Source organism: Streptomyces mayteni (genome assembly GCF_054783955.1).
In genome coordinates, this window is sequence record NZ_BAAGPR010000107.1 from 1 (window position 1) to 20842 (window position 20842).

Annotated in this window: 20 protein-coding genes and 1 pseudogene; 13 read left to right on the forward strand and 8 right to left on the reverse strand. The window is 73.1% G+C overall.

What is annotated here, in order from left to right; genetic code table 11:
- Positions 1-124: 124 nt before the first annotated feature.
- On the reverse strand, positions 125-931 hold the full coding sequence (locus tag ACYVPE_RS32155) for an HlyD family efflux transporter periplasmic adaptor subunit (RefSeq protein WP_461037305.1): 807 nt from the start codon (positions 929-931) through the stop codon (positions 125-127).
- 144 nt (positions 932-1075) lie between these two features.
- Positions 1076-1327: a hypothetical protein gene (locus tag ACYVPE_RS32160; protein ID WP_461037306.1), complete on the reverse strand. Its 252-nt coding sequence runs from the start codon at positions 1325-1327 to the stop codon at positions 1076-1078.
- A gap of 475 nt (positions 1328-1802) precedes the next feature.
- On the opposite strand from ACYVPE_RS32160, the gene ACYVPE_RS32165 reads away from it, so the two are divergent.
- From ACYVPE_RS32165 to ACYVPE_RS32190, 6 genes are all read left to right on the forward strand, one after another.
- Positions 1803-2360: a TetR/AcrR family transcriptional regulator gene (locus ACYVPE_RS32165; RefSeq protein WP_461037307.1), complete on the forward strand. Its 558-nt coding sequence runs from the start codon at positions 1803-1805 to the stop codon at positions 2358-2360.
- Positions 2357-3895, forward strand: a complete 1539-nt coding sequence (locus ACYVPE_RS32170) for an MFS transporter (RefSeq protein WP_461037308.1) — start codon at positions 2357-2359, stop codon at positions 3893-3895. The genes ACYVPE_RS32165 and ACYVPE_RS32170 overlap by 4 nt, the downstream gene beginning before the upstream one ends.
- Positions 3892-4830 (forward strand): M56 family metallopeptidase, encoded by a 939-nt coding sequence (locus ACYVPE_RS32175; protein ID WP_461037309.1) that lies wholly within the window; start codon positions 3892-3894, stop codon positions 4828-4830. The genes ACYVPE_RS32170 and ACYVPE_RS32175 overlap by 4 nt, the downstream gene beginning before the upstream one ends.
- An 11-nt stretch (positions 4831-4841) precedes the next feature.
- On the forward strand, positions 4842-5858 hold the full coding sequence (locus ACYVPE_RS32180; protein WP_461037310.1) for a hypothetical protein: 1017 nt from the start codon (positions 4842-4844) through the stop codon (positions 5856-5858).
- Positions 5859-6188: 330 nt separating this feature from the next.
- Complete coding sequence (locus ACYVPE_RS32185) at positions 6189-7766, forward strand: multicopper oxidase family protein (RefSeq protein WP_461037311.1); 1578 nt, start codon at positions 6189-6191, stop codon at positions 7764-7766.
- 45 nt (positions 7767-7811) lie between these two features.
- The gene (locus tag ACYVPE_RS32190) at positions 7812-9089 is read left to right on the forward strand and encodes a geranylgeranyl reductase family protein (protein ID WP_461037312.1); all 1278 of its coding nucleotides are present in this window, start codon (positions 7812-7814) and stop codon (positions 9087-9089) included.
- 21 nt (positions 9090-9110) lie between these two features.
- Here the strand turns inward: ACYVPE_RS32190 and ACYVPE_RS32195 are convergent, their stop codons facing one another.
- Together ACYVPE_RS32195 and ACYVPE_RS32200 are read right to left on the reverse strand one after the other, a co-directional pair.
- Positions 9111-9845, reverse strand: a complete 735-nt coding sequence (locus ACYVPE_RS32195) for a dienelactone hydrolase family protein (RefSeq protein ID WP_461037313.1) — start codon at positions 9843-9845, stop codon at positions 9111-9113.
- Positions 9846-10087: 242 nt separating this feature from the next.
- Complete coding sequence (locus tag ACYVPE_RS32200) at positions 10088-10582, reverse strand: carboxymuconolactone decarboxylase family protein (protein WP_461037314.1); 495 nt, start codon at positions 10580-10582, stop codon at positions 10088-10090.
- A gap of 91 nt (positions 10583-10673) precedes the next feature.
- Here ACYVPE_RS32200 and ACYVPE_RS32205 point away from each other — a divergent pair, with 91 nt between their 5' ends.
- Together ACYVPE_RS32205 and ACYVPE_RS32210 are read left to right on the forward strand one after the other, a co-directional pair.
- The gene (locus tag ACYVPE_RS32205) at positions 10674-11663 is read left to right on the forward strand and encodes a pirin family protein (RefSeq protein WP_461037315.1); all 990 of its coding nucleotides are present in this window, start codon (positions 10674-10676) and stop codon (positions 11661-11663) included.
- Positions 11660-12001: a GNAT family N-acetyltransferase gene (locus ACYVPE_RS32210; RefSeq protein ID WP_461037316.1), complete on the forward strand. Its 342-nt coding sequence runs from the start codon at positions 11660-11662 to the stop codon at positions 11999-12001. The genes ACYVPE_RS32205 and ACYVPE_RS32210 overlap by 4 nt, the downstream gene beginning before the upstream one ends.
- Here the strand turns inward: ACYVPE_RS32210 and ACYVPE_RS32215 are convergent.
- Entirely contained in the window at positions 11970-12230 is a 261-nt protein-coding gene (locus ACYVPE_RS32215; protein ID WP_461037317.1) for a hypothetical protein, read from the reverse strand. The genes ACYVPE_RS32210 and ACYVPE_RS32215 overlap by 32 nt on opposite strands.
- The gene (locus tag ACYVPE_RS32220) at positions 12224-12490 is read right to left on the reverse strand and encodes a hypothetical protein (protein WP_461037318.1); all 267 of its coding nucleotides are present in this window, start codon (positions 12488-12490) and stop codon (positions 12224-12226) included. Before ACYVPE_RS32220 ends, ACYVPE_RS32215 begins: the two co-directional genes overlap by 7 nt.
- A 447-nt stretch (positions 12491-12937) precedes the next feature.
- Here ACYVPE_RS32220 and ACYVPE_RS32225 point away from each other — a divergent pair, with 447 nt between their 5' ends.
- Positions 12938-13747, forward strand: coding sequence for a lytic polysaccharide monooxygenase auxiliary activity family 9 protein (locus tag ACYVPE_RS32225; protein ID WP_461037319.1), 810 nt, complete (start codon positions 12938-12940; stop codon positions 13745-13747).
- Between the two features lie 241 nt (positions 13748-13988).
- Here the strand turns inward: ACYVPE_RS32225 and ACYVPE_RS32230 are convergent.
- Positions 13989-14609: pseudogene (locus tag ACYVPE_RS32230) on the reverse strand (phosphotransferase); the annotation flags it as partial.
- A 150-nt stretch (positions 14610-14759) separates the two neighbouring features.
- Between ACYVPE_RS32230 and ACYVPE_RS32235 the strand changes: the two are divergent.
- Entirely contained in the window at positions 14760-15605 is an 846-nt protein-coding gene (locus tag ACYVPE_RS32235) for an SDR family NAD(P)-dependent oxidoreductase (protein ID WP_461037320.1), read from the forward strand.
- 15 nt (positions 15606-15620) lie between these two features.
- On the opposite strand, the gene ACYVPE_RS32240 is transcribed toward ACYVPE_RS32235, so the two are convergent.
- A complete protein-coding gene (locus ACYVPE_RS32240; protein WP_461037321.1) occupies positions 15621-16877 on the reverse strand; it encodes an ROK family transcriptional regulator in 1257 nt (418 codons plus the stop codon).
- A 217-nt stretch (positions 16878-17094) separates the two neighbouring features.
- On the opposite strand from ACYVPE_RS32240, the gene ACYVPE_RS32245 reads away from it, so the two are divergent.
- The 3 genes from ACYVPE_RS32245 to ACYVPE_RS32255 all read left to right on the forward strand — a co-directional run bounded on the left by ACYVPE_RS32245 (position 17095) and on the right by ACYVPE_RS32255 (position 20841).
- Positions 17095-18582, forward strand: coding sequence for a sugar ABC transporter ATP-binding protein (locus tag ACYVPE_RS32245; protein WP_461037329.1), 1488 nt, complete (start codon positions 17095-17097; stop codon positions 18580-18582).
- A 60-nt stretch (positions 18583-18642) separates the two neighbouring features.
- A complete protein-coding gene (locus ACYVPE_RS32250; RefSeq protein ID WP_461037322.1) occupies positions 18643-19692 on the forward strand; it encodes an ABC transporter permease in 1050 nt (349 codons plus the stop codon).
- An 87-nt stretch (positions 19693-19779) separates the two neighbouring features.
- Complete coding sequence (locus ACYVPE_RS32255; protein ID WP_461037323.1) at positions 19780-20841, forward strand: substrate-binding domain-containing protein; 1062 nt, start codon at positions 19780-19782, stop codon at positions 20839-20841.
- The last annotated feature ends 1 nt before the right edge of the window (position 20842 follow it).

Consider the following 20842-nt stretch of genomic DNA (forward strand, 5'->3'; position numbering starts at 1 on the left):
GCGTGCGCGCGGCCGGTGGGCTCGGCGCCGCGCCCGCGCCTGGCGCCGGCGGGCGGGAGCCGGGGGGCCGTGGGCTCGGCGGCGTCCTGGCGGGCCTGGCGGGCCTGGGGGGCCTGGGGGGCGGTCAAGGAAGCAGCCAATCGACGGGGCGTTGCTCGGAGAGGCGGATGGTGCCGGTGACGGGCGTCCTGGAGTCGACGGCGAACGGCGGCCCGTCGTCGGACGACCAGCGGTAGCCGGACTCGGTGGTCGGGGAGGTCTCGAGTTCGACGAGCACGGCCACCGGGTTGCCCCGCGCGGCGAACTGGGCGGCGAGTTGCTCGTCGCCGAGGAAGCCGGCGAGTTGGGCGCTGGTCTGCGGCGCGCCGCCCACCGCGAGGACGCGGCCGCGGAGCACGCCGAACCGGTCGCGGGGCACGGACTGCACGTCGAGGTCGACGCGGGCGCCGGCGGGGATCGCGGCGGCGCTGCCGCCGGGCAGGTAGAGGACGGCGACCAGCGGCTCGTCCTGGTCCGTGCGGTGTTCGAGAGTGGCCACCTCGGCGCCGGCGGTGACGACGGCGCCCTCGCGGGCCAGCAGGGCGGTGACCCGGCCGCCGGCGACGGCCGGCACCTCGCGGTCGCCTTCCTCGGTGGCGACCTGGAGCAGCGGGTCGCCGGGTTCGAGGGTGTCGCCCTCGGCGGCCAGCACGCGGGTGACCTGTCCGGCCACCGGGCTCTCCAGCACGTAACTCCCGTCCGGCGGGGTGAGGATGCCCGGCGCGCTCTGGGTGGCGGACACCGAGCCGGTGAAGGCCCAGTAGGCGGCGGCCGTCATCACGAGGAAGGTGACGGCGAGGACCAGCCGGCCTGGCGGGCGGGCCAGGCGTACCGGCAGGTCGAGTTCCTCTGGCGAGCGCAGTTTGGCGAGCGCTTCACGGCGAAACTGCATGGGCCCTTCCGGAGGTCCGCTGAGCCGTTCGTGGAGCCGTTGGCGATGGTGCGGTGGTGGTGCGGTCGTGCGGCGGGCGACGGCCATGAACCCCGGCGGAGAGGGAGCCGGGGTTCATGGCGCGTGCTGCCCGGGGGTTGGTGCTCAGAGGCCGGCGAGCCCGGTGACGGCACCGGTGTTCACGTTCACGCCGGTGAGGGCGGAGACCTCACCGGTCACGCCGCCGGCCAGGCCCTGGACGAAGCCCACGGTCTCCAGGGAGCCCAGGGCGCCGGCCACGTCGCCGGTCACGGCGCCAACCAGGCCACCGGAGACGGAGGCGACGCCAGCCACACCGCCGGCGACGGCGTCCAGCTCGGTGTCGGCGATCTCACGGGTCTCGAGGTTGTTACGCAAGGCGCTAGTTCCCTTCACTTGTATCAATCGACTGAATAACGGTGAACGCGCGGCGAATTCGAGGCAGTGGCCATGACGACAGTCGCCGTTGGAGACGTGCGATGCATCGGCCGCCGTGTTGCCGAATGCCGCGGCGCGGCGATAAAAGCACGCGGCGTGAGGTCGTAGCCAGTGCTGGCCGCCGTGCCAGGCGGCGGGGGCGGCGCGGGCGTGCCGCGTTCTTCGCCAAGTGGGTCGGGGTTTTTCGCGTAATCGGTCGCCTGGCCGGCACGGCGGCCCCGGCGGCGCGGATCCCATAGGGACTCGAAAGCGCGCATCGGCGGCATGTCCGACAGCTGGTGGATTCCGGAGGGATGCGGCCCGGTTGAGTCCCGGATGTGAAGATGCGGCGAAGAGTGTTTGCCGGCCGGGCGGAACGGTCACGCCCGCCGGCTCCGGGCCATAACTATACCTTCTGGATGGTACAGTTACGACCATGCGACCAAGCCAGCGAAACCTGATCCTGGACGCCGCGATCCGGGTGACCGAACGTGACGGGATCACCGCGCTGACCCTGGAGTCCGCGGCCGAGGAGGCCGGCGTCACCAAGGGCGGCCTGATGTACCACTTCCGCACCCGCGACGAGCTGCTGCTGGCGATCCAGCGCCACCTCACCGTGGCCTGGGAGGAGCAGCTGGTGGCCGAACTCGGGAAGCCGCTCGCCGAGGCGTCCGCCCGGGAGGCGGTCGCCGCCTACGCGCTGTCCGGGGTGCGGCCCGGCATGGCCAGGAAGGCCGACCTGGCGTTCATGCTCGAATCGGTCGCCCGCCCCGAGCTCGCCGAGGTGTGGGAGGAGCTGATGCGCCGCTGGGCCCCGGCCCCCGAGCGGGCCGAGCCGGCGGACGTCGACCTGCTGCTGGCCCGCCTCGCGGTGGACGGCCTGTGGCTGTACGAGGCCACCGGCGGCGCGCCGCTGCCCGAGCCGGTCAGGGCGGCGCTGCGGCGGCGCGTCGCCGAGCTGGTGGGGGAGAAGGCCGCGGAGGAGCCGTCATGAGGCGCTGGTGGCTGCTGGTCACGGTGTCGGCGGGGCTGCTGCTGATCTCCGTCGACATGACCGTCCTCTACACCGCGCTGCCCACCCTCACCACCGAGCTCGGCGCGGACGCCTCGGCGAAGCTGTGGATCATCAACGCCTACCCGCTGGTGATGGCCGGGCTGCTGCTCGGCGCCGGCACGCTCGGCGACCGCGTCGGGCACCGGCGGATGTTCCTGACCGGCCTCGTCGTCTTCGGCGCGGCCTCCGCCCTCGCCGCGTTCGCGCCGAACCCGGCCGTGCTGATCGCCGCCCGGGCGCTGCTCGCGGTCGGCGCCTCCGCCATGATGCCGGCCACGCTGTCGCTGATCCGCGTCACCTTCACCGACGAGCGCGAGCGGAACGTCGCGATCGGCGTCTGGGGCTCGATGTCGGTGGCCGGCTCCGCGCTCGGCCCGATCGTCGGCGGGCTGCTGCTCGAACGCTTCTGGTGGGGCTCGGTCTTCCTGATCAACGTGCCGGTGGTGCTCGTCGCGCTGGTCGCCGCGGTCGTCTTCGCGCCCGGCGGCTCAGGCCGCTCCGACCGGCCGTGGGACGCGGTCGCCTCCGCCCAGGTCATGGCCGGCCTGGTCGGCCTGGTCTACGCGATCAAGGAGGCCGCGCGGCCCGACTGGGAGCCCACCCACCTGGCGATCGCCCTCGTCGTCGCGGCGATCGGCCTCACGCTCTTCGCCCGCCGCCAGCGCCGGCAGGAACACCCGCTGCTCGACTTCGCGCTGCTGCGCGACCCGCGCATCGTCTCCGGCGTCCTCGCCGCCGGCCTCGCCATGTTCGCGGCCGCCGGAATCCAGCTGGTGCTCACCCAGCGCCTGCAACTGGTCGCCGGCTGGAGCCCGTTGGAGTCCGGCCTGCTGGTGGCGGCGTTCGCGCTCGGCTCGTTGCCGGCCGGCATGACCGCCGGCGGCCTGGTCCACCGCCTCGGGCCGGCGCCGCTGATCGTCGGCGGCCTCGCGGCCGGCGCCGTCGGCACGCTCCTCGCGCTGCTGCTCACGCCGGGCGTGGTGCCGTTCGTCGACCTCCACCCCGACCACATGGCCTGGACCATACCCGGGATGCTGGTGGCCGGCGCCGGCATGGGCTTCGCGATGACCGCGGCCTCCGCCTCCATCATGGGCAACGCACCCGCCCACCGCGCCGGGATGGCCGCCTCGGTCGAGGAGGTGTCGTACGAGCTCGGCAGCCTCACCGGCGTCGCGATCCTCGGCAGCGTCCTCACCTCCCTCTACACCGCCACCGTCCAACTCCCGTCCGGCGTCGAGGAGTCGGCCGCCGACAGCCTGGACGCGGGCCTGGCCGCCGCCGGCGAACTCCCCGCCGACCGGGCCGCCGGGCTGCTCGACGCGGCGCACGCCGCCTTCGACAACGGGTACGTCACCACCCTGGGGATCGCCACCGTCGTGCTCGCCCTCGGCAGCGCACTCGCCGCCCGGCTCGCGGCACGGCAGAATGGGTCACGCCAGGACCAGCCGACCCAGGTGACGGAGCCCGCCGCGTGATCCTCTGCCTGCTCTTGCTCGCGGCCGTCGCCGCCACCGCCGCCGGGCCAGGAGCCCGCGCGCTGACCAGGGCCCGCTGGCCCGAGCGGGAGCCCAACACCGGGCTGTGGGTGTGGCAGTGCCTCGTCGCCACCGTGCTGCTGAGCTGCCTGGCGGCCCTGTCGCTCAGCGCCGCCGCCGTCTTCGACACCGTCCGCGTCCACCTCTTCGCGCCGGCGCCCGCCCCGGTCGCCGCCGCGTACGACCTGGCCGCGGCCCCGCCCTGGATCGCCGTCCTCGCCCTGCTGCTGACCTGCGGCGCCGCCTGGACCGCCGCGATGCTCGGCCGCGAGCTGTACGAGGCACGCGGCCGCCGGCTGCGGCGCCGCGCGCACCTGCGGGAGCGCGCCCCCGACCTGCCGGCCGGCCTCGCCGCGGAGCGCGGCCCGCTGCTGGTCCTGGAGGACGAGTACCCCGACGCCTGGCTGCTGGCCGGCGACCCGCCCCAACTCGTCGTCACCACCGGCGCGTTGCGGCGCCTCACCGGGCGTCAGCTGGACTCGGTGCTGGCCCACGAACTCGGCCACGCCCGCGCCAGGCACGACTGGCTGCTGCACCTCTCCTCGGCGCTCGACGTGGGCTTCCCCGGCGTCCCGCTCTTCGCCCACTTCAACGAGCAGACCCACCGGCTGGTCGAACTGGCCGCCGACGACACGGCGTCCAGGCGCTGCGGCCACCTCGACGCGGCGCTGGCCCTGATCGAGCTCAACGCCCACCGCGGCGTGCTGTCCTGCGCCAACCCGCGCCGGCTGCTCGCCCACCGGGTGCGGCGGCTGCTCGACCCGCCGCCCAGGTTCGAGTCGACGCGGCGCACCGCCACCACCGCGATGGCGGCGCTTGCCCCGCTGGTGCCGCTGCTGATCACCTTCGGGCCCGGGCTCGTCGCCCTCAGCTGAGCGGGCCGCCGATGGACGCGCACGCCCCCGCGGGGCGGCGGCTCACCCCCGAGCAGGTCGCCTCCTGGGACGGCGCGCCCCTGGTGCTGTTCGTCGGCGTCACCACCGAGGGCTCGCTCGCGCACCGCGCGTTCGACGGCTGGGCCGCCGAACTAGGCGAGCGCTGGGCGCTGCGCGGCGTCGACCTGCCGGCGGACACCCCGCCCGACACCTACCGCCGCCTCGTCGCGGCGCTGCGCGACAACCCGGCCGTGCGCGGCGCCGTCGTCACCGCCCACAAGCTGCGGCTCTTCCGCGCCTGCGCGGCCGAACTGGCCAGCCGGGACGGGGCCGTTCGGCTCACCCGCGAGGTCAACGCGCTGGCCGCCGGCGGCGGCCGGAACCGCACCGTCACCGGCTTCGCCAGGGACCCGCTGTCCCTGACCAGGACCCTGCCCGACCTGCTGCGGCTGGCCGGCGCCGACTCGGTGGCCGACCTGCACGTCCTGTGCCTGGGCGGCGGCGGGGCCGCCACCGCCCTGCTGCTCGCGCTGCACGCCGACCCCGACCGCGGCTGGGCGGCGCGCGCCGAGACGCCGGCCCGGCTCGTCGTCGCCGACACCGACCCGCGCGCCCTCCACGAGCTGGCAGCCGTCGCCGCCCGCCTCGGGGTCGACACCGGGCGGCTGTCCCTCGTGCCGGTGGCCGCGCCGGCGGACTGCGACGCGCTGGTCGCCCGGCTGCCCGAAGGCTCGCTGGTCGTCAACGCCACCGGGCTCGGCAAGGTGGTGCCGGGCAGCCCGCTGACCGACCGCGCCCCGCTCGGGCGCGCCGCGCTCGCCTGGGACCTCAACTACCGGGGGCCGCTCACCTTCCTCCGACAGGCCGCCGCCCACGGCACCCCCACCGCCGACGGCTGGGAGTACTTCGTGGCCGGCTGGGCCGGCGCCCTCACCGCCGTCGCCGGCGTCCCCCTCACCGAAGAACTGCTCCGCCGGTTCGCCGGCGTCGCGCGCCCGCACCGCCCCCGGAGCCCAGCCACCACCTGACGGTCGCCACGTGACGGGCCGCCACCTGACAGGCGCGCGCGCCGACACGCACGCGGGGCTGGTCCTACCGGGTGTCGCCCAGTCGGTGGAAGGGCGCCGCATTGGCCAGGAGTTTCGTCGGAAAGCGGGTCGGCTTTCGCGACAAGCGGATTCTCTTCTTTGCGATACATCGGTCCGGATGGCAATGTCATGTGACGTCAGCGACGGCGAATTCGGTCGTCGATTCCGGACCGAATTTCCCGCGCGTATCCCGCCACCAGCCCTGGCAATTCGAGGCAGGCGAGCGGTGTGAGCTGAATGAGTCGGCGTCGTAGCGAAAGGCCCCTGTCCATGAGCGCAACACGATCCGGGTTCGAGCGGCGCGGCTTCCTGGCCCGAACCGCGTTGGTGGTGGGCGCCGGCCTCGCCGCTCTCACCGGACGCGTTCCCATCGCCCGGGCGACGGACCACGCCGTACCCCACACCGGGCGGCCCGCCCCCGCCCCCTACCCCGACCCGAAGCCACTCTTCATCCCGCCGCTGGCCCCGTCCACCCAACGCGGCGGCGTCCGCGTCTTCGACCTGGCGGCGCAGGCCGGCCGGTCGGCCATCACCCCCGACGGCGAGGCCGACACCTGGGGATACAACGGCGCCCTGCTCGGCCCCACCCTGCGGGTGCGGAGCGGCGAGCGGATCCGCGTCGACGTCCACAACCACCTCGACGAGGCGACCACCGTGCACTGGCACGGCATGCGGCTGCCCGCCGCCTGCGACGGCGGCCCGCACCAGAAGATCGAGCCAGGCGCCACCTGGTCCCCGAGCTGGAAGGTCGACCAGCCGGGCGCCACCCTCTGGTACCACCCGCACCCGCACGGCAGCACCGAGGTCCACGTCTACCGAGGGCTCGGCGGCATGCTCCTCATCGACGACGACGAGACGACCAGCGAACGCCTCCCGCACCGCTACGGCGAGGACGACGTCCCCCTCATCGTGCAGGACAAGACCTTCGACGAGTTCGGCAGGTTCGTCGAGTCGGACCGCCGCGGCGTCGGCATGCTCGGCGCCACCCTGCTCGTCAACGGCGCGGTCGGCCCCACCTTCGAGGTCACCTCGGAACTCACCCGCTTCCGGCTGCTCAACGCCTCCACCGCCCGCAGCTACTCGTTCGGCTTCTCCGACGACCGTCCCTTCCACGTCATCGCCAGCGACGGCGGCCTGCTCGACGCCCCGGTGGAGGCCGACCGCGTCAGGCTCACCCCCGCCGAGCGGGTCGAGATCGTCGTCCACATGCGGCCCGGCGAGCAGGTCGTCCTCCACTCCTACCCGCAGGACCTCGGCGCCCCCGACATTCCGACCGGCGCCGACGACGAGTTCGACGTCATGTCGCTGACCGCCGCCCGCAGGCTGCGCCCCTCACCCCCGCTCCCGCACCGGCTGACCCGGGTTCAGCGCCTCGACTCCGACAAGGCCGTGACCACCCGCGACTTCCAGCTCCACAGCGACCGCATCAACGACCACCACATGGACATGGCGCGGATCGACCAGGTGATCACCGTCGACACCACCGAGATCTGGCACGTCGAGAACGTCAGCCTCACCCCGCACAACTTCCACGTGCACGGCATGCAGTTCCAGGTGCTCAGCATCGACGACCAGCCGCCGCCACCCGAGTACGCCGGCTGGAAGGACACCGTCTTCGCCCCGCCCGGCGTCCCACTCCGGCTCATCATGCGGTTCGCCAAGTACACCGACCCCGCGCTGCCGTACATGTACCACTGCCACCTGCTGTGGCACGAGGACGCCGGCCTGATGGGCCAGTTCGTCGTGGTCAGGCCCGGTGAGGAAGCCGGCACCGTCACCACCGGGCTCGACTGGCCCGACCCCGACACGCCCCCACTGCCACCGTCGCACGACGGGCACCATGGTTGACCGAGGCCCGGCCGTGGGTAGCCAGAGCCTCGGAGGTGGCTGCCCATGTCCGACAGCCGGAACGTGACCGAGACCGCCGACGTCATCGTGGTGGGCGCCGGCCCGGCCGGCTCCGCCGCGGCGTACCACCTCGCCAGACACGGCCGGGACGTGCTCCTGCTGGAGAAGTCCGAGTTCCCCCGCGAGAAGGTCTGCGGCGACGGCCTGACGCCGCGCTCCGTGCGCCACCTGATCCGGATGGGCATCGACATCGACGCCCCCGGCTGGCACCGGACGCGCGGCGTGCGGTTCTTCTCCCACAACACGCGGGTCGAGGTCGACTTCCGGGAGAACACCCGCTACCCGGGCTTCGGCCTCAGCCGCTCCCGACACGACTTCGACGAGATCCTGGCCAGGCACGCCGCCGAGGCGGGCGCCAGGCTGCGCACCGGCACCCAGGTCACCGAGCCGCTGCTCGACCGTGCCGGCCGGGTCAGGGGCGTGACCGCCAGGGCCAGCGGCGAGCGGACCGACTACGCGGCGCCGCTGGTGATCGCCGCCGACGGGGTGTCGGCGCGGCTCGCGCTCGCCCTCGGCGTGCGGCGGCTGCCCAACCGGCCGATGGCCACCGCGATCCGCCGCTACCACCGCTCGCCGGCCGGCCACGACGACCCGTACTTCAGCATCTGGGGCGACCTCGACGTCCGCCCTGGCGGCCCGCCGCTGCCCGGCTACGGCTGGATCTTCCCGATGGGCGACGGCCGGGTCAACGTCGGCCTCGGCCTCGTCCACGGCGCGCCCTCGGGATCGACCGACACCCGCCGGCTGCTCGACGACTGGATGCCGCGCACCCCGCGCGAGTGGGGCCTCGACGACCCCGCCTCCATCGAGGGACCGGTGCGCGGCGCCGCCCTCCCCATGGGCTTCAACCGGCTCCCGCACTACACCCGCGGCCTGCTGCTCGTCGGCGACTCCGGCGGCATGGTCAGCCCCTGGGCAGGCGAGGGCATCGCCTACGCCATGGAGGCCGGCGAACTCGCCGCCGACGTCGCCGTCACCGCGCTGGCCCGCCCGGCCGGGCCCTCCCGCGAGTCCGCGCTCCAGCGCTACCCCCGCGAGATCCACCAGCGCCTCGGCCGCTACTACCGCCTCGGCAACCTGTGGGCCGCGCTGCTGAGCCGGCCCCGCTTCACGTCGTTCCTCAGCCGCCGGCTCATCACCTCGCCGCCGGTGGCGCGCGTGCTGACCCAGCTGATCACCAACACCACGGACGACGGCCGCGAAGCGGCCGACCGCCTCATCAACGCCCTCGTCCGCGCCGTCCCCTCCCGCGCCCCGCGCTGACGCGGCGCTCGGCCCGGCGCCTCAGCGGTCGGTCAGGGTGCGGCGGAGCAGGGGGAGCAGGCGGTCCCAGTGGCGCCGCAGCGCGGCGGGGTCGAACGCGTCGGTGTCGGACATGGTGAAGCCGTGGCTGGTGCCGGGATAGATCTCGGAGGAGTGGTCGACCCCCGCGGCGTCCAGGGCCTGGTTGAGCTCGCCGAGGGTCTCGGGCGTCATGTCGCCCTCGGCGTGGCCGAGGTGGACCTGGGCGGTGAGCCCGGAGAAGAGGCCGGGCCCGTCGGCGCCCACGGGGCCGTGGAACGCGGCGACGGCGGCCACCCGGCCCGGGTGGGCCGCGGCGGTGCGCATCGCCAGGAGGCCGCCTATGCAGTAGCCGGTCACCGCGACCGGTCCGGCGCCGACCTCGGGCCGGCTGGTGAGGAACCCGAGGTAGTCGTCGGCGTCGCTCAGGACGCGTTCGGCGGTGTGCGCCTCGATCAGCGGCATCAGATCGGCGAAGACCGCCGGCCGGACCTCTTCTCCGATGTGCGCGGGAAGTCCGATCACCGGCGCCTGGCCATGCCGGTAGAAGAGGTTGGGGACGAGTACGTAGTACCCGTGCCCGGCCAACTCCTGGGCCATCTCCCGCAGTACGGGCCGGATGCCGAAGCCGTCCGAGTACATCAGCACCCCCGGGTGCCGATCGCCGTGGTCAGGGAAGGCGGCGAACGCGTCGGCCCGGCCGTCCGCGGTGGGAATGTGCAACGTCTTGGTGGGCACGAAATCTCCTGTCGTGGTTGATGTGTCGAGCCAGTGATCAACACGACGGAGGCGGCGCCCGCGCGGCCGCGCGGGATCCGCGATCGGACAGCGGGCCCGCACCGGCCCGTACGGCGCTCAGAGAGGCACCGGGTCACCAATCCGTGTGTGGCGCGATGCCGTCCCGGTAGTCATAGCCGCGCAGCATAGCTCACCGGACGAGAGACGCTGCGGGCTGTCGGAAGCCGGCCGGTCCTGGAGGTTCACGCCGTGGTGGTGCGGGGCGCACGGACCGGGTGTTTGCTGAGGATGGAGACGCGGTTGAAGGCGTTGATCGTGATCGCCACCCAGATCGCCGCGGATATCTCGTCCTCGGTGAGCTCGCGGCGGGCCGCCGCGTACGCGGTCTCCTGCGCCGTCGCGTCCGCCGGGTGCGTGGTGGCCTCGGCCAGCGCCAGCACCGCGCGCTCGCGCGGGGTGAACAGCTCGGTGTCCCGCCAGGCCGGCAGCACGCCGAGCCGCTGCGCGGTCTCACCGGCGCGCAGCGCGCCGCGGGTGTGCAGGTTGAGGCAGAACGCGCAGCCGTTGAGCTGGGAGACCCGGACGTTGACCAGCTCGACGAGACCCCGGTCGAGGCCCGCCTCCGCGGCGGTGGTCCTGACCTGCTCGGCCGCCTGGCGGAACGCCTGGTACGTGGCCGGGCTCCGCTTGTCGACGAACACCCGCCGGCTCGTGGCCTGCTCCGCCATGTCACTCATCCCGTCTCCTTCGTCTGCTGGCACAGTGGACCTATCATCAAGCCGTGGTATTGGTTGAATATGAAACCACATGGTGAGTGGAGGACGTCAGGTGAGTAACGTCGAGCTGAAGCCCACGGAGGTGCGGTGCGCCTCCACCACGGGAGAGGGGCCGGCGCGGGTGGAGGTGCTGACGGCCAGGTCCGTGCCGCTCGGCGGCCCCCGGGCGATGACCGTGCGGCGCACCCTTCCGCAGCGGGCCAGGACCCTCGTCGGCGCCTGGTGCTTCGCCGACCACTACGGCCCCGACGACATCGGCGAGTCCGGCGGCATGGACGTCGCCCCCCACCCGCACACCGGCCTCCAGACGGTCAGCTGGCTCTTCAGCGGCGAGGTCGAGCACCGCGACAGCATGGGGAACCACGCCTACGTGCGGCCGGGCGAGCTCAACCTGATGACCGGCGGCCACGGCATCGCCCACTCCGAGGTCTCCACCGCGCGCACCACCCTGCTGCACGGCGTCCAGCTCTGGGTCGCCCTCCCCGAGGCCGACCGGAACGCGCCCCGCGACTTCCAGCACCACGTGCCGACGCCCGTCCCGCTGGACGGCGGCGAACTCCGGGTGTTCCTCGGCTCGTTGGGCGGGGTGACCTCCCCCGTCCGCACCTTCACCCCGCTGCTCGGCGCCCAACTCGTCCTGGACCCCGGCGCGTCCGTCACCCTCGCCGTCGACCCCGGCTTCGAGCACGGCGTGCTGGTCGACCAGGGCACCGTGCGCCTTGACGAACAGGTGCTGGAAGCCGCCGAGTTGGGCTTCCTCGACGTCGGCGCGCACGAGCTGACCCTCAGCAACGAGACGGCCGAGCCGGCCAGGACGATCCTGCTCGGCGGCCCGCCGTTCGGGGAGGAAATAGTGATGTGGTGGAACTTCATCGGCCGGAGCCACGAGGACATCGTCCGGGCCAGGGAGGACTGGGAGCACGCCTCCGACCGCTTCGGCGCCGTCGAGGGCTACCCCGGCGACCGGCTGCCGGCCCCCGCCCTGCCGAACGCCACCCTCACCCCGCGCCGCAATCCCGCGCCGAAGAGGAGCCAGTCATGACCGAGCCCGCCGCCGAGACGCCGCGCGTCGCGCACGCCCCCGACCGCGAACGGTACGAGATCAGCGTGGGCGACGAGCTCGCCGGCTTCACCGCCTACCGCGACCGCGGCGAGCAACGCGTCTTCTTCCACACCGAGATCGACGACGCCTTCGCCGGCCACGGCCTCGCCTCGATCCTCGTCACCGCCGCGCTGAACGACGTGCGCGCGGCGGGGAAGCGGATCGTGCCGGTCTGCCCGTACGTCGCCAAGTACCTCAAGAAGCACGACGAGTTCGCCGACCTCACCGACCCGGTGAACCGGGAGGTCATCGGCTGGCTCCGGGAGCGGCTGGGCTGACTCCCGCCTCCGGTGCCGCCGTCAGGCGGGTGGCGTCCGCCGTCCACTCGACTCCGCTGCCGTCCAGGGGGCGGACGTGTGCCTCCGCCGACACGACCCGGTCGCTGGGCCGGTCGACGTGTTCGAGGACGGCCGCCAGCCGCCCCACCCGGCCGGTCGCCGGATCCGCCACCAACGCGCCGATCAGCGGATGCCGCACCCAGCGGACGCCGGTGTCGGGCCTCACCACGCGGCCGCCTTCCCCGGCATCCACGGGCAGGTGGTCGCGTGGTCGTCGACCGTCACGACGGCGTGGTGGCAGTAGCCACACGTGACCGGTTCGGCCGTGACGACCGGCCCTTCGAGGCCGGTGACGAGCGTGACGCGGCCCTCGCCCCGCGCGGCGGCACCGGGCGGGGAGGGGGCGGGGGAGCGGGGTGGCCATGGCCGGTTTCTGTGACCGAAGGTGTGCTTACGGTCACAGGGTTCCGCCGAGGAGGGGGCTGGCATGGAGGACTCCACGGGGCGGTCCCAGCGCTGACACCTCGGACGGTACCCCTGACAGGAGTCGCGGGAACCGCGAACGGCCACGCCGGCGCCGCCGGACCCGCGCCGCCCCCGGTGTCCGGCCGGGAACGGCCGACGGCAGGCCAGAACAGACGCTTACCAAAGGCGGCGCCAGCCGCTACGTTGATTGCGGGAGCGCTCCCACGCGCGGCTGCGGTACCGGCGACGGGCCGTCGGTGCACCGATGCACGGCAGTCAGTGGGTCGGTGCTGTCGGCTGCCAGCGTCGGCAGACGACTCTTCCAGAGGAGAATCCGTGTCGATTCAACCCCCCACCGGCCGGCGAAGGTCGCCGGTCAGAAAGTTCCGCCTCGCGGGCGTCCTGGGAGCAGCGCTGCTCGCTCTCGTGATGGCGTCCCTTCCGACCCCGGCGGCGGCTCACGGAGCCACCATGATGCCGGGCTCGCGCACGTACCTGTGCTACCTGGACCTGCGGCAGAACAGCAGCACGCAGATGCCGTCCAACCCGGCCTGCGCCAACGCCGTTCAGCAGACCGGCACCACTCCGCTGTACAACTGGTTCGCCGTGTTGGACTCCAACGGCGGTGGCCGGACGACCGGTTACATCCCGGACGGCACCCTGTGCAGCGGCGGCAACCGCGGTCCTTTCAACTTCTCGTCCTACAACGCCACTCGCGCGGACTGGCCGACCACGCACCTGACCTCTGGGGCCAACATCGAGCTGCGGCACAGCAACTGGGCGCACCACCCGGGCCGGTTCGACGTCTACATCACCCGGCAGGGCTACTCGCCGACCCAGCCGCTGACGTGGGCCAACCTGGAGCGGATCAGCACCGTGACCAACCCGCCGCAGCGGGGTGGCGTGGGCAGCGAGGACGGTCACTACTACTGGAACGTCCAGCTGCCGAGCCGTAGTGGCAACGCGCTGATGTTCGTGCACTGGACCCGTTCCGACAGCCAGGAGAACTTCTACTCCTGCTCGGACATCGTCTTCGACGGTGGCAACGGCCAGGTCACCTACGGCGACGGCCAGACGATGAGCGCCGAGGAGGTCACCGAGGCGACGTCCGAGGTGATGTCCCAGACCTCGCTGGCCAGCGACTCGACCCACGCCGGCCACGCCGGTCAGGCGGCGTCCGACGAGTCCGGGTATCTCGCCCGGGCCGCGGCGGGCGGTATGCCGGTCGGTCAGGTCGTGCTCCAGGGGCTGACCGGTTCGGTGGGCGGCCTCTTTCGATGAGCCACGCAGCCGGTGATCCGGCGCTTCCGGTGACCCGGGGCCTCCGGTGATCCGGGGCGGCTGACGTGCCAAGGGGCCCGTGCGGTGGATCCTGTCGATCCGTCGAGCGGGCCCCTGAGGTGCGACGCGGACGCGGGCCGTGACGCCGGGCCCGGGACGCGCCCGTCCTGATGGGCCCACCGTCACACTCGTCGAGCCGAAGTCACCCGGCCAGGGCGAGCAGTTCGTCGACCACCGGCTCCGCGCCGGCGTCGAGCACGTTGCCCAGGTGCAGGTCTCCGTGGAGCAACACGGTGGTCGCCGCCGTGTCCAGCAGCCGCTCGCACCGCTGGGCGGCCCTGTCCCACGTGGTGACGTCGATCCGTGCGCCGATCGCGGGCTCGGACAGCCGCCTGCCGACCCGGGCGAAGGACTCCTCGCACCGGCCGCGCAGCGTGCGCGTCAGGCGCGGCGGCGGGGCGACCCCGTGCAGCGCGGCGAGCAGCTCCGACCACGGCCCGGGAAGCGAGGCGGCGGGCAGCTCCTCCGCCGGCGTTCCCGGCAGGATCTCCTCCAGCACCATCGCGCCCGCGTCCTCGTCGACGGCCAGTACGGCGGGCACCCGGCCCGAGGCGGCGAACCACCCCAACATCCCGGCCTGCTCGACCAGCAGGGACCGATCGGGACTGAGCTTCAGCACCGCGGGCGTGCCGTCCGGCCATCGGCACCGGAACGTGACCGACGAGGCGCCGTCCGGGAGGGATTCGCCGAGGGAGAGGCCCCAACGGGACGTCGACCGCGCGATCAGGTGGGGCGCGTCGGCGCACCAGCCGGTGACCTGGGGGCCGAACCGACGAACCAACCGCGTGGTGAGGCTGTCCACATTCACCGGGAGTCGTGTCACGCCGGCCAGTCTGCCGCTCAGGGCCGCCGCCCGCCTCCCTGTTTCGAACCGCGGTGTCCCGCCGTTAGGTTGGGCCCCCGCCCCCGCCCCGCCCGCCCCTGACTTCGACCACGACGTGGAGGTCCACCAGTGACCGAACCGGGCGACACCCCCCGCACCGTACTGATCACCGGCGCCACGGACGGCCTCGGCAGGGCCCTGGCCCACGACCTCGCCGCCGAGGGACAGGCCGCCCTGATCCTGCACGGCCGCAGCCGGGCCAGGCTCGACCGGCTCACCGCCGAACTCGCGGCACTCGGCGCGAGAGCGCCCCGCACCGTCGTGGCGGACTTCGCCGACCTCGCCCAGGTCCGCCGGATGGCCGCCGAGGTCCGCGCGACGACGGAGCGGCTCGACGTCCTCGTGAACAACGCCGGCATCGGCGGCGGCGAGCCCGACGGTCGGAGCCGGCGCACCAGCGCCGACGGTCACGAACTGCGCCTGGCCGTCAACCACCTCGCCGGGTTCCTGCTCACCCTCGAACTCCTGCCGCTGCTCCGGGCGTCGGCGCCGTCCCGCGTCGTCAACGTGGCCTCCATCGGGCAGCACCCGATCGACTTCGGCGACCTGATGCTGGAGCACGGCTACGACGGCATGCGCGCCTACGGCCAGAGCAAGCTCGCCCAGATCATGTGCGGTTTCGAACTGGCCGCCCTGCTGCCGGCCGGCGAGGTGACGGTCAACAGTCTCCACCCCGCGACCTACATGCCGACGAAGATGGTGATCGCCGAGCTCGGCTACGGCGTCGACACCGTCGCGGAGGGCGTGGCGGCCACCCGGCGCCTCGTCACCGCGCCCGAACTCGCCGCGGTCACCGGCCGTTTCTACGATCGCACCCGCGAAACCCGGGCCCACGCCCAGGCGTACGACACCGCCGCGCGGCAGCGGCTGTGGCGCCGCAGTGTGGAGCTCACCGATGCCCCGCTCCCGGAGTGAGGCGTCGCGCCCGGCTCAGGCCGAGGCCCGGGCGGCGGCAGCGGTGGCCGGGCCGGCGGTGTCGGTGTCGGCGGTGTCGGCCTCCGGGGTCATCAGATAGCGGGGGAGGTGGGCCGGGGCGAAGGCGTGCTCCACCACCATGGCGGCGGCGCCGTAGACGCCGGCCCGCTCGCCGGCGCGGGACTGCACGATTCGCAGATCCTGGGTGGCCAGCGGCAGCGAGCGCTGGTAGACGACCTCGCGGATGCCGGCGATCAGGTGTTCGCCGGCTTGCGAGAGCGCGCCGCCGATGACGATCACCGAGGGGTTGAAGAAGCTCACCGCGGTGGCCAGCACCTCGCCGATATGCCGGCCGGCCTGGCGGACGAGCTTGAGGGTGGTGACCGAGCCGTTCCGCGCCAGGGACACCACGTCGGCGCTGCTGCGCGCCTCCATGCCGAGCTCGGTCAGCCGGGCGGCGAGCGCCGCGCCGCTGGCCACGGCCTCCAGGCAGCCGGTGTTGCCGCAGCGGCACGGCACGTCCGCCTCGTGCGGGAGCTGCACGTGGCCCATGTCGCCGGCGGCGCCCTGGGAGCCGCGGTGCAGCCGGCCGTCGGCGATCAGGCCGCTGCCGATGCCGGTGGCGATCTTGACGAAGATCATGTGCTGCCGCTCGTGCCACTGGGTGCGGTGCTCGCCGAGCGCCATCAGGTTCACGTCGTTGTCCACCAGCACCGGGCTGTTCAGCAGCTCCTGCACGTAGCCGGGGACGTCGAAGCCGTCCCAGCCGGGCATGATCGGCGGGTTGGTGGGCTTGCCGGAGACGTGCTCGACCGGGCCCGGCAGGCCGATGCCGACGCCGAGCAGGTCGCCCTGGGTGCGGCCGGTCCTGGTCAGCAGGGCCTCGCCGTGCTCGCTCACCTGCTTGAGGACGGCCTCGGGGCCCGCCGCGACCTCCAGCACCAGGTCCTCCTCGGCGAGCACGGTGCCGGAGAGGTCGGTGATCGCCGTCTTGGCGTGCGTGGCGCCGATGTCGGCGGCCAGCACCACCCGGGCGGCCGCGTTGAAGACGAAGGTGGACGGCGGCCGGCCGCCGGTGGACGGGGCGTTGTCCGTCTGGGTCAGCAGCCCGGAGCCGAGCAGGGTGTCGACGCGCTCGGCGATGGCCGAGCGGCCCATGCCGGTCTCCGCGACCAACTCGGCCCGGGTACGCGGCCGGCCGTCCCGCACCAGCCGAAGCAGCGCGGCCGTGCCGGCCGCCTGCCCGGCGGGGAGGGTGCCGTTCTCCGCCATGGTGTGCCCTGCCCTTCTGTCGTCTGCGGGCCGTAAGAGCATGAGTAACGATACAACGTAGGGGGCTTAGTTCAGGTACCGCCCAAACTTCCAACACAAACCGGTGCGCTTTCTATTGACGTCCGGCAAAAGCCTCCATACCTTGCTGCCCATGACAGGCCCCCCGAAGACGTCCGGCCAGTCCGAGGCGGAGGACGTCGCAGAACCGCTGCTGGCGATGCACGACATCGTCAAGCACTTCCCCGGCGTCAAAGCGCTCGACGGCATCGACCTCGACGTTCTGCCCGGCGAGGTGCACTGCCTCCTGGGGCAGAACGGCGCCGGCAAGTCGACCCTGATCAAGGTCCTGGCCGGGGCCCACCAGCCCGACGGGGGACGCATCCTGTGGCGCGGCGAGGAGGTTCGCTTCCCGCGTCCGATGGCCGCGCTGGACCGCGGCATCGCCACGATCTACCAGGAACTCGACCTGGTCGACGGGCTCTCGGTGGCCGAGAACGTCTACCTCGGCCACGAGCGGGCCAGGGCCGGCTTCAGCGCGCGCGGCGAGATCAACGCCGCCACCACGGAGTTGCTGCGGCGCCTCGGTCACCCCGAGATGTCCGCGACCCAGGAGGTCGGCGCGCTCTCCGCGGCCGGCAAGCAGATCGTCAGCATGGCCCGCGCCCTCTCGCACGACGCCCAGCTGATCGTGATGGACGAGCCGTCGGCCGTCCTCGACCAGGAGGAGGTCAACCGCCTCTTCACGGTCATCGGCGACCTCTCGGCGCAGGGCATCGCGATCATCTACATCTCGCACCGCCTGGAGGAGATCCGGCGGATCGGCGACCGCATCACCGTGCTCAAGGACGGCCGCACCGCCGCCTCGGGACTGCCGGCCGCCGACACCCCGACGTCCGAGATCATCCGGCTGATGACCGGCCGGTCCATCGAGTACGTCTTCCCGGACCGCGCGACCACCGACGACGTGTCGGCCGAGCCGGTGCTGGAGGTCGAAGGGCTCGCCAGGAAGGGCGAGTTCAGCGACGTCGCGTTCAGCGTGCGGCCGGGCGAGATCGTCGGCCTCGCCGGGCTCGTCGGCTCGGGACGCTCCGAGATCCTGGAGACCGTCTACGGCGCCCGCCGGGCCAACGCGGGCACCGTGCGGGTCGCCGGGAAGCCGCTACGCCCCGGCCGGGTCGGCGCGGCGATGGCCGCCGGGGTCGGCTTCTGCCCCGAGGAGCGCAAGAGCCAGGCGCTGATCCTGGGCGACGCCGTCTACCGCAACATCACGCTGGCCAGCCTGGCGCGCTTCCACCGTGCCGGCTTCATGGACAACGCGAAGGAGCGGCGCGAGGCGGCCGAGCACACCGAGTCGCTCGACGTGCGGCCGGCCGGCGTCAACCGCCCGGTGGGCAACCTCTCGGGCGGCAACCAGCAGAAGGTCGTGCTGGCCCGCTGGCTGCTGCGCGGCTGCAAGGTGCTGCTGCTCGACGAGCCGAGCCGCGGCGTGGACGTGGGCGCCCGGGCCGAGATCTACGCCCTGATCCGCGGGCTGGCCGACCAGGGCATCGGCGTGGTCCTGGTCTCCAGCGAGATCGAGGAGGTCATCGGCCTCGCCGACCGGGTGCTGGTGATCTCCGACGGGCGGATCGTCGCCGAGTCGGCCGCCGAGGACATCGACGAACACCGCGTGCTCGACCTGGTGATGCAGGGTGAGGCGGCATGAGCGCCGAAGCCGTCGTGACGCGCCGCCGCGCGGACAGAGAAGCGAACGAGGAGAGTTGACGTGAGTGCTCAGACACACGCCGAGCAGCGGTCCGGCGGTGCCGCGCCGCCCGAGGGGGCGGGGGGCGGCAACCTGGCGCAGCGGATCGGCGGCCTGCTGGCCAGCCCGGCCGGTCGCAACGTGGGCCTGGTCATAGCCCTGTTGCTGCTGTGCGTGATAGGTGCCGCGACCGCGGGCGACCGGTTCGCCTCCTTCGACAACATGATGACGATCCTGCGCCTGGCCTCGGTGGTCGGCGTGGTCAGCGTCGGCATGACGTTCGTGATCACCGGCGGCGGCATCGACCTGTCGGTGGGCGCGGTGTTGGCCCTGGCGTCGGTCTGGGCGACCACGCTGTCCACCCAGCAGATGGCGGCGGACTTCCACTGGATCGTGATGGTCACCACGGCCCTGATGGTGGGCGCCGGCGCGGGCCTGATCAACGGGGTGCTGATCTCCTACGGCCGGATGGCGCCTTTCATCGCCACCCTCGCCATGATGGCGGCGGCCCGCGGCCTCGCCGAGCTCATCTCGGACCGGCAGACCCAGGTGGTGACCGAGACCGGCCTCGTCGACTTCTTCGGCGCCGAGGTCCTCGGCGTCCCGGTCCTGGTGATCATCTTCGCGCTGACCGCGGCCGGCGGCTGGGTGCTGCTCAACCGCACCACCTTCGGCCGGCGCACCCTCGCGGTCGGCGGCAACCCGGAGGCGGCCCGGCTCGCCGGCATCGACGTCCGCCGGCACACCACCATCCTCTACCTGCTGCTCGGCCTCGCCTGTGGCCTCGCCGCGGTGATGATCATGGCCCGCACCACCGCTGGCACCTCCACCCACGGCGGCCTGTTGGAACTGGACGCCATCGCCGCCGTGGTGATCGGCGGCACCCTGCTCAGCGGCGGCCGCGGCACCGTCGTCGGCACCGTCTTCGGTGTGCTGATCTTCACGACGCTGACCAACGTGTTCACCCTCAACAACCTCGACTCCTCCTCGCAGGCCGTCGCCAAGGGCGCGATCATCATCGTCGCGGTGCTGCTCCAGCAGCGGGTCTCGTCGGGCGGCGGCCGAACGTAGCCGGACGCGCCGCGGCCGGCGCCTCGTCCCCCCGAGTCCCCCCGACTTTCCTTACTTCCTTCCACCCTCAGCTCACCGGAGACTGCCATGCCCAGAAACAGCACTCGTCGGCGGATGTTCACCCGGGTCGGCGTCGGACTGGCCGCGGTCGGCCTGCTCGCCGCCTGTACCAGCAACACGCCCGAGGACGACGGCGACGACAACGAAGGCGGCGGTCAGCAGAACGCGGCCAGCTCCAACGACGACCCCGGCGAGAACGTCGTCATCGGGTTCTCCGGCCCGCAGGCCGACCACGGCTGGCTGGCGGCCATCAACACGTTCGCCGAGCAGACCGCCGAGCAGTACTCCGACGTCGAGCTGCGGATGGCCGAGGGCACCAACGACCCGAGCGCGCAGATCAGCGCCATCGAGACGTTCATCAACGACGGCGTCGACGCCATCGTGTTGCTGCCCACCGACGGTGCCGCGCTGACGCAGGTCGCGACGCAGGCCATGGAGGCCGGCATCCCGGTGGTCAACGTGGACCGCGAGTTCTCCGACGACGCCGCCGCCCGCACCACCATCCTCGGCGACAACTACGGCATGGGCGTCTCGGCCGGCGAGTACGCCTGCCAGCTGGTCGCCGAGAACGACCTCGGCGACGGCGCCGTGATCGCCGAGATCGCCGGCGTCGACTCGCTGCCGCTCACCCAGGAGCGCTCGCAGGGCTTCGCCGACGCGCTGGAGGTCTGCGGCCAGAACGTCGACAACCGGGTCGCCGCCGAGTTCACCGTCGAGTCCGGCGAGGAGGCCGCCTCCAACCTGCTCCAGGCGGCCAACGAGATCGACATCATCTGGAACCACGACGACGACCAGGGTGTCGGCGTCAAGGCCGCCTTCGACAACGCCGGCCGCGACGAGTTCTTCTTCATCGGCGGCGCCGGCTCGGCCAACGCCATGCGCTGGATCGAGAGCGGCGAGATGGAGGCCACCGTCATCTACCCGGCCACCCAGGGCGGCGACGGCATCAAGCTCGCCCGGCTGATCGCCCAGGACCGCGGCCTTTCCGACCTGGTCCAGGTCGAGGTGCCGCGCCGCATCGTGCTCGACGCGCCCGTGGTGACCGCGGACAACCTGGAGGAGTACCTCCCGATGGGCTTCGAGTCCTGAC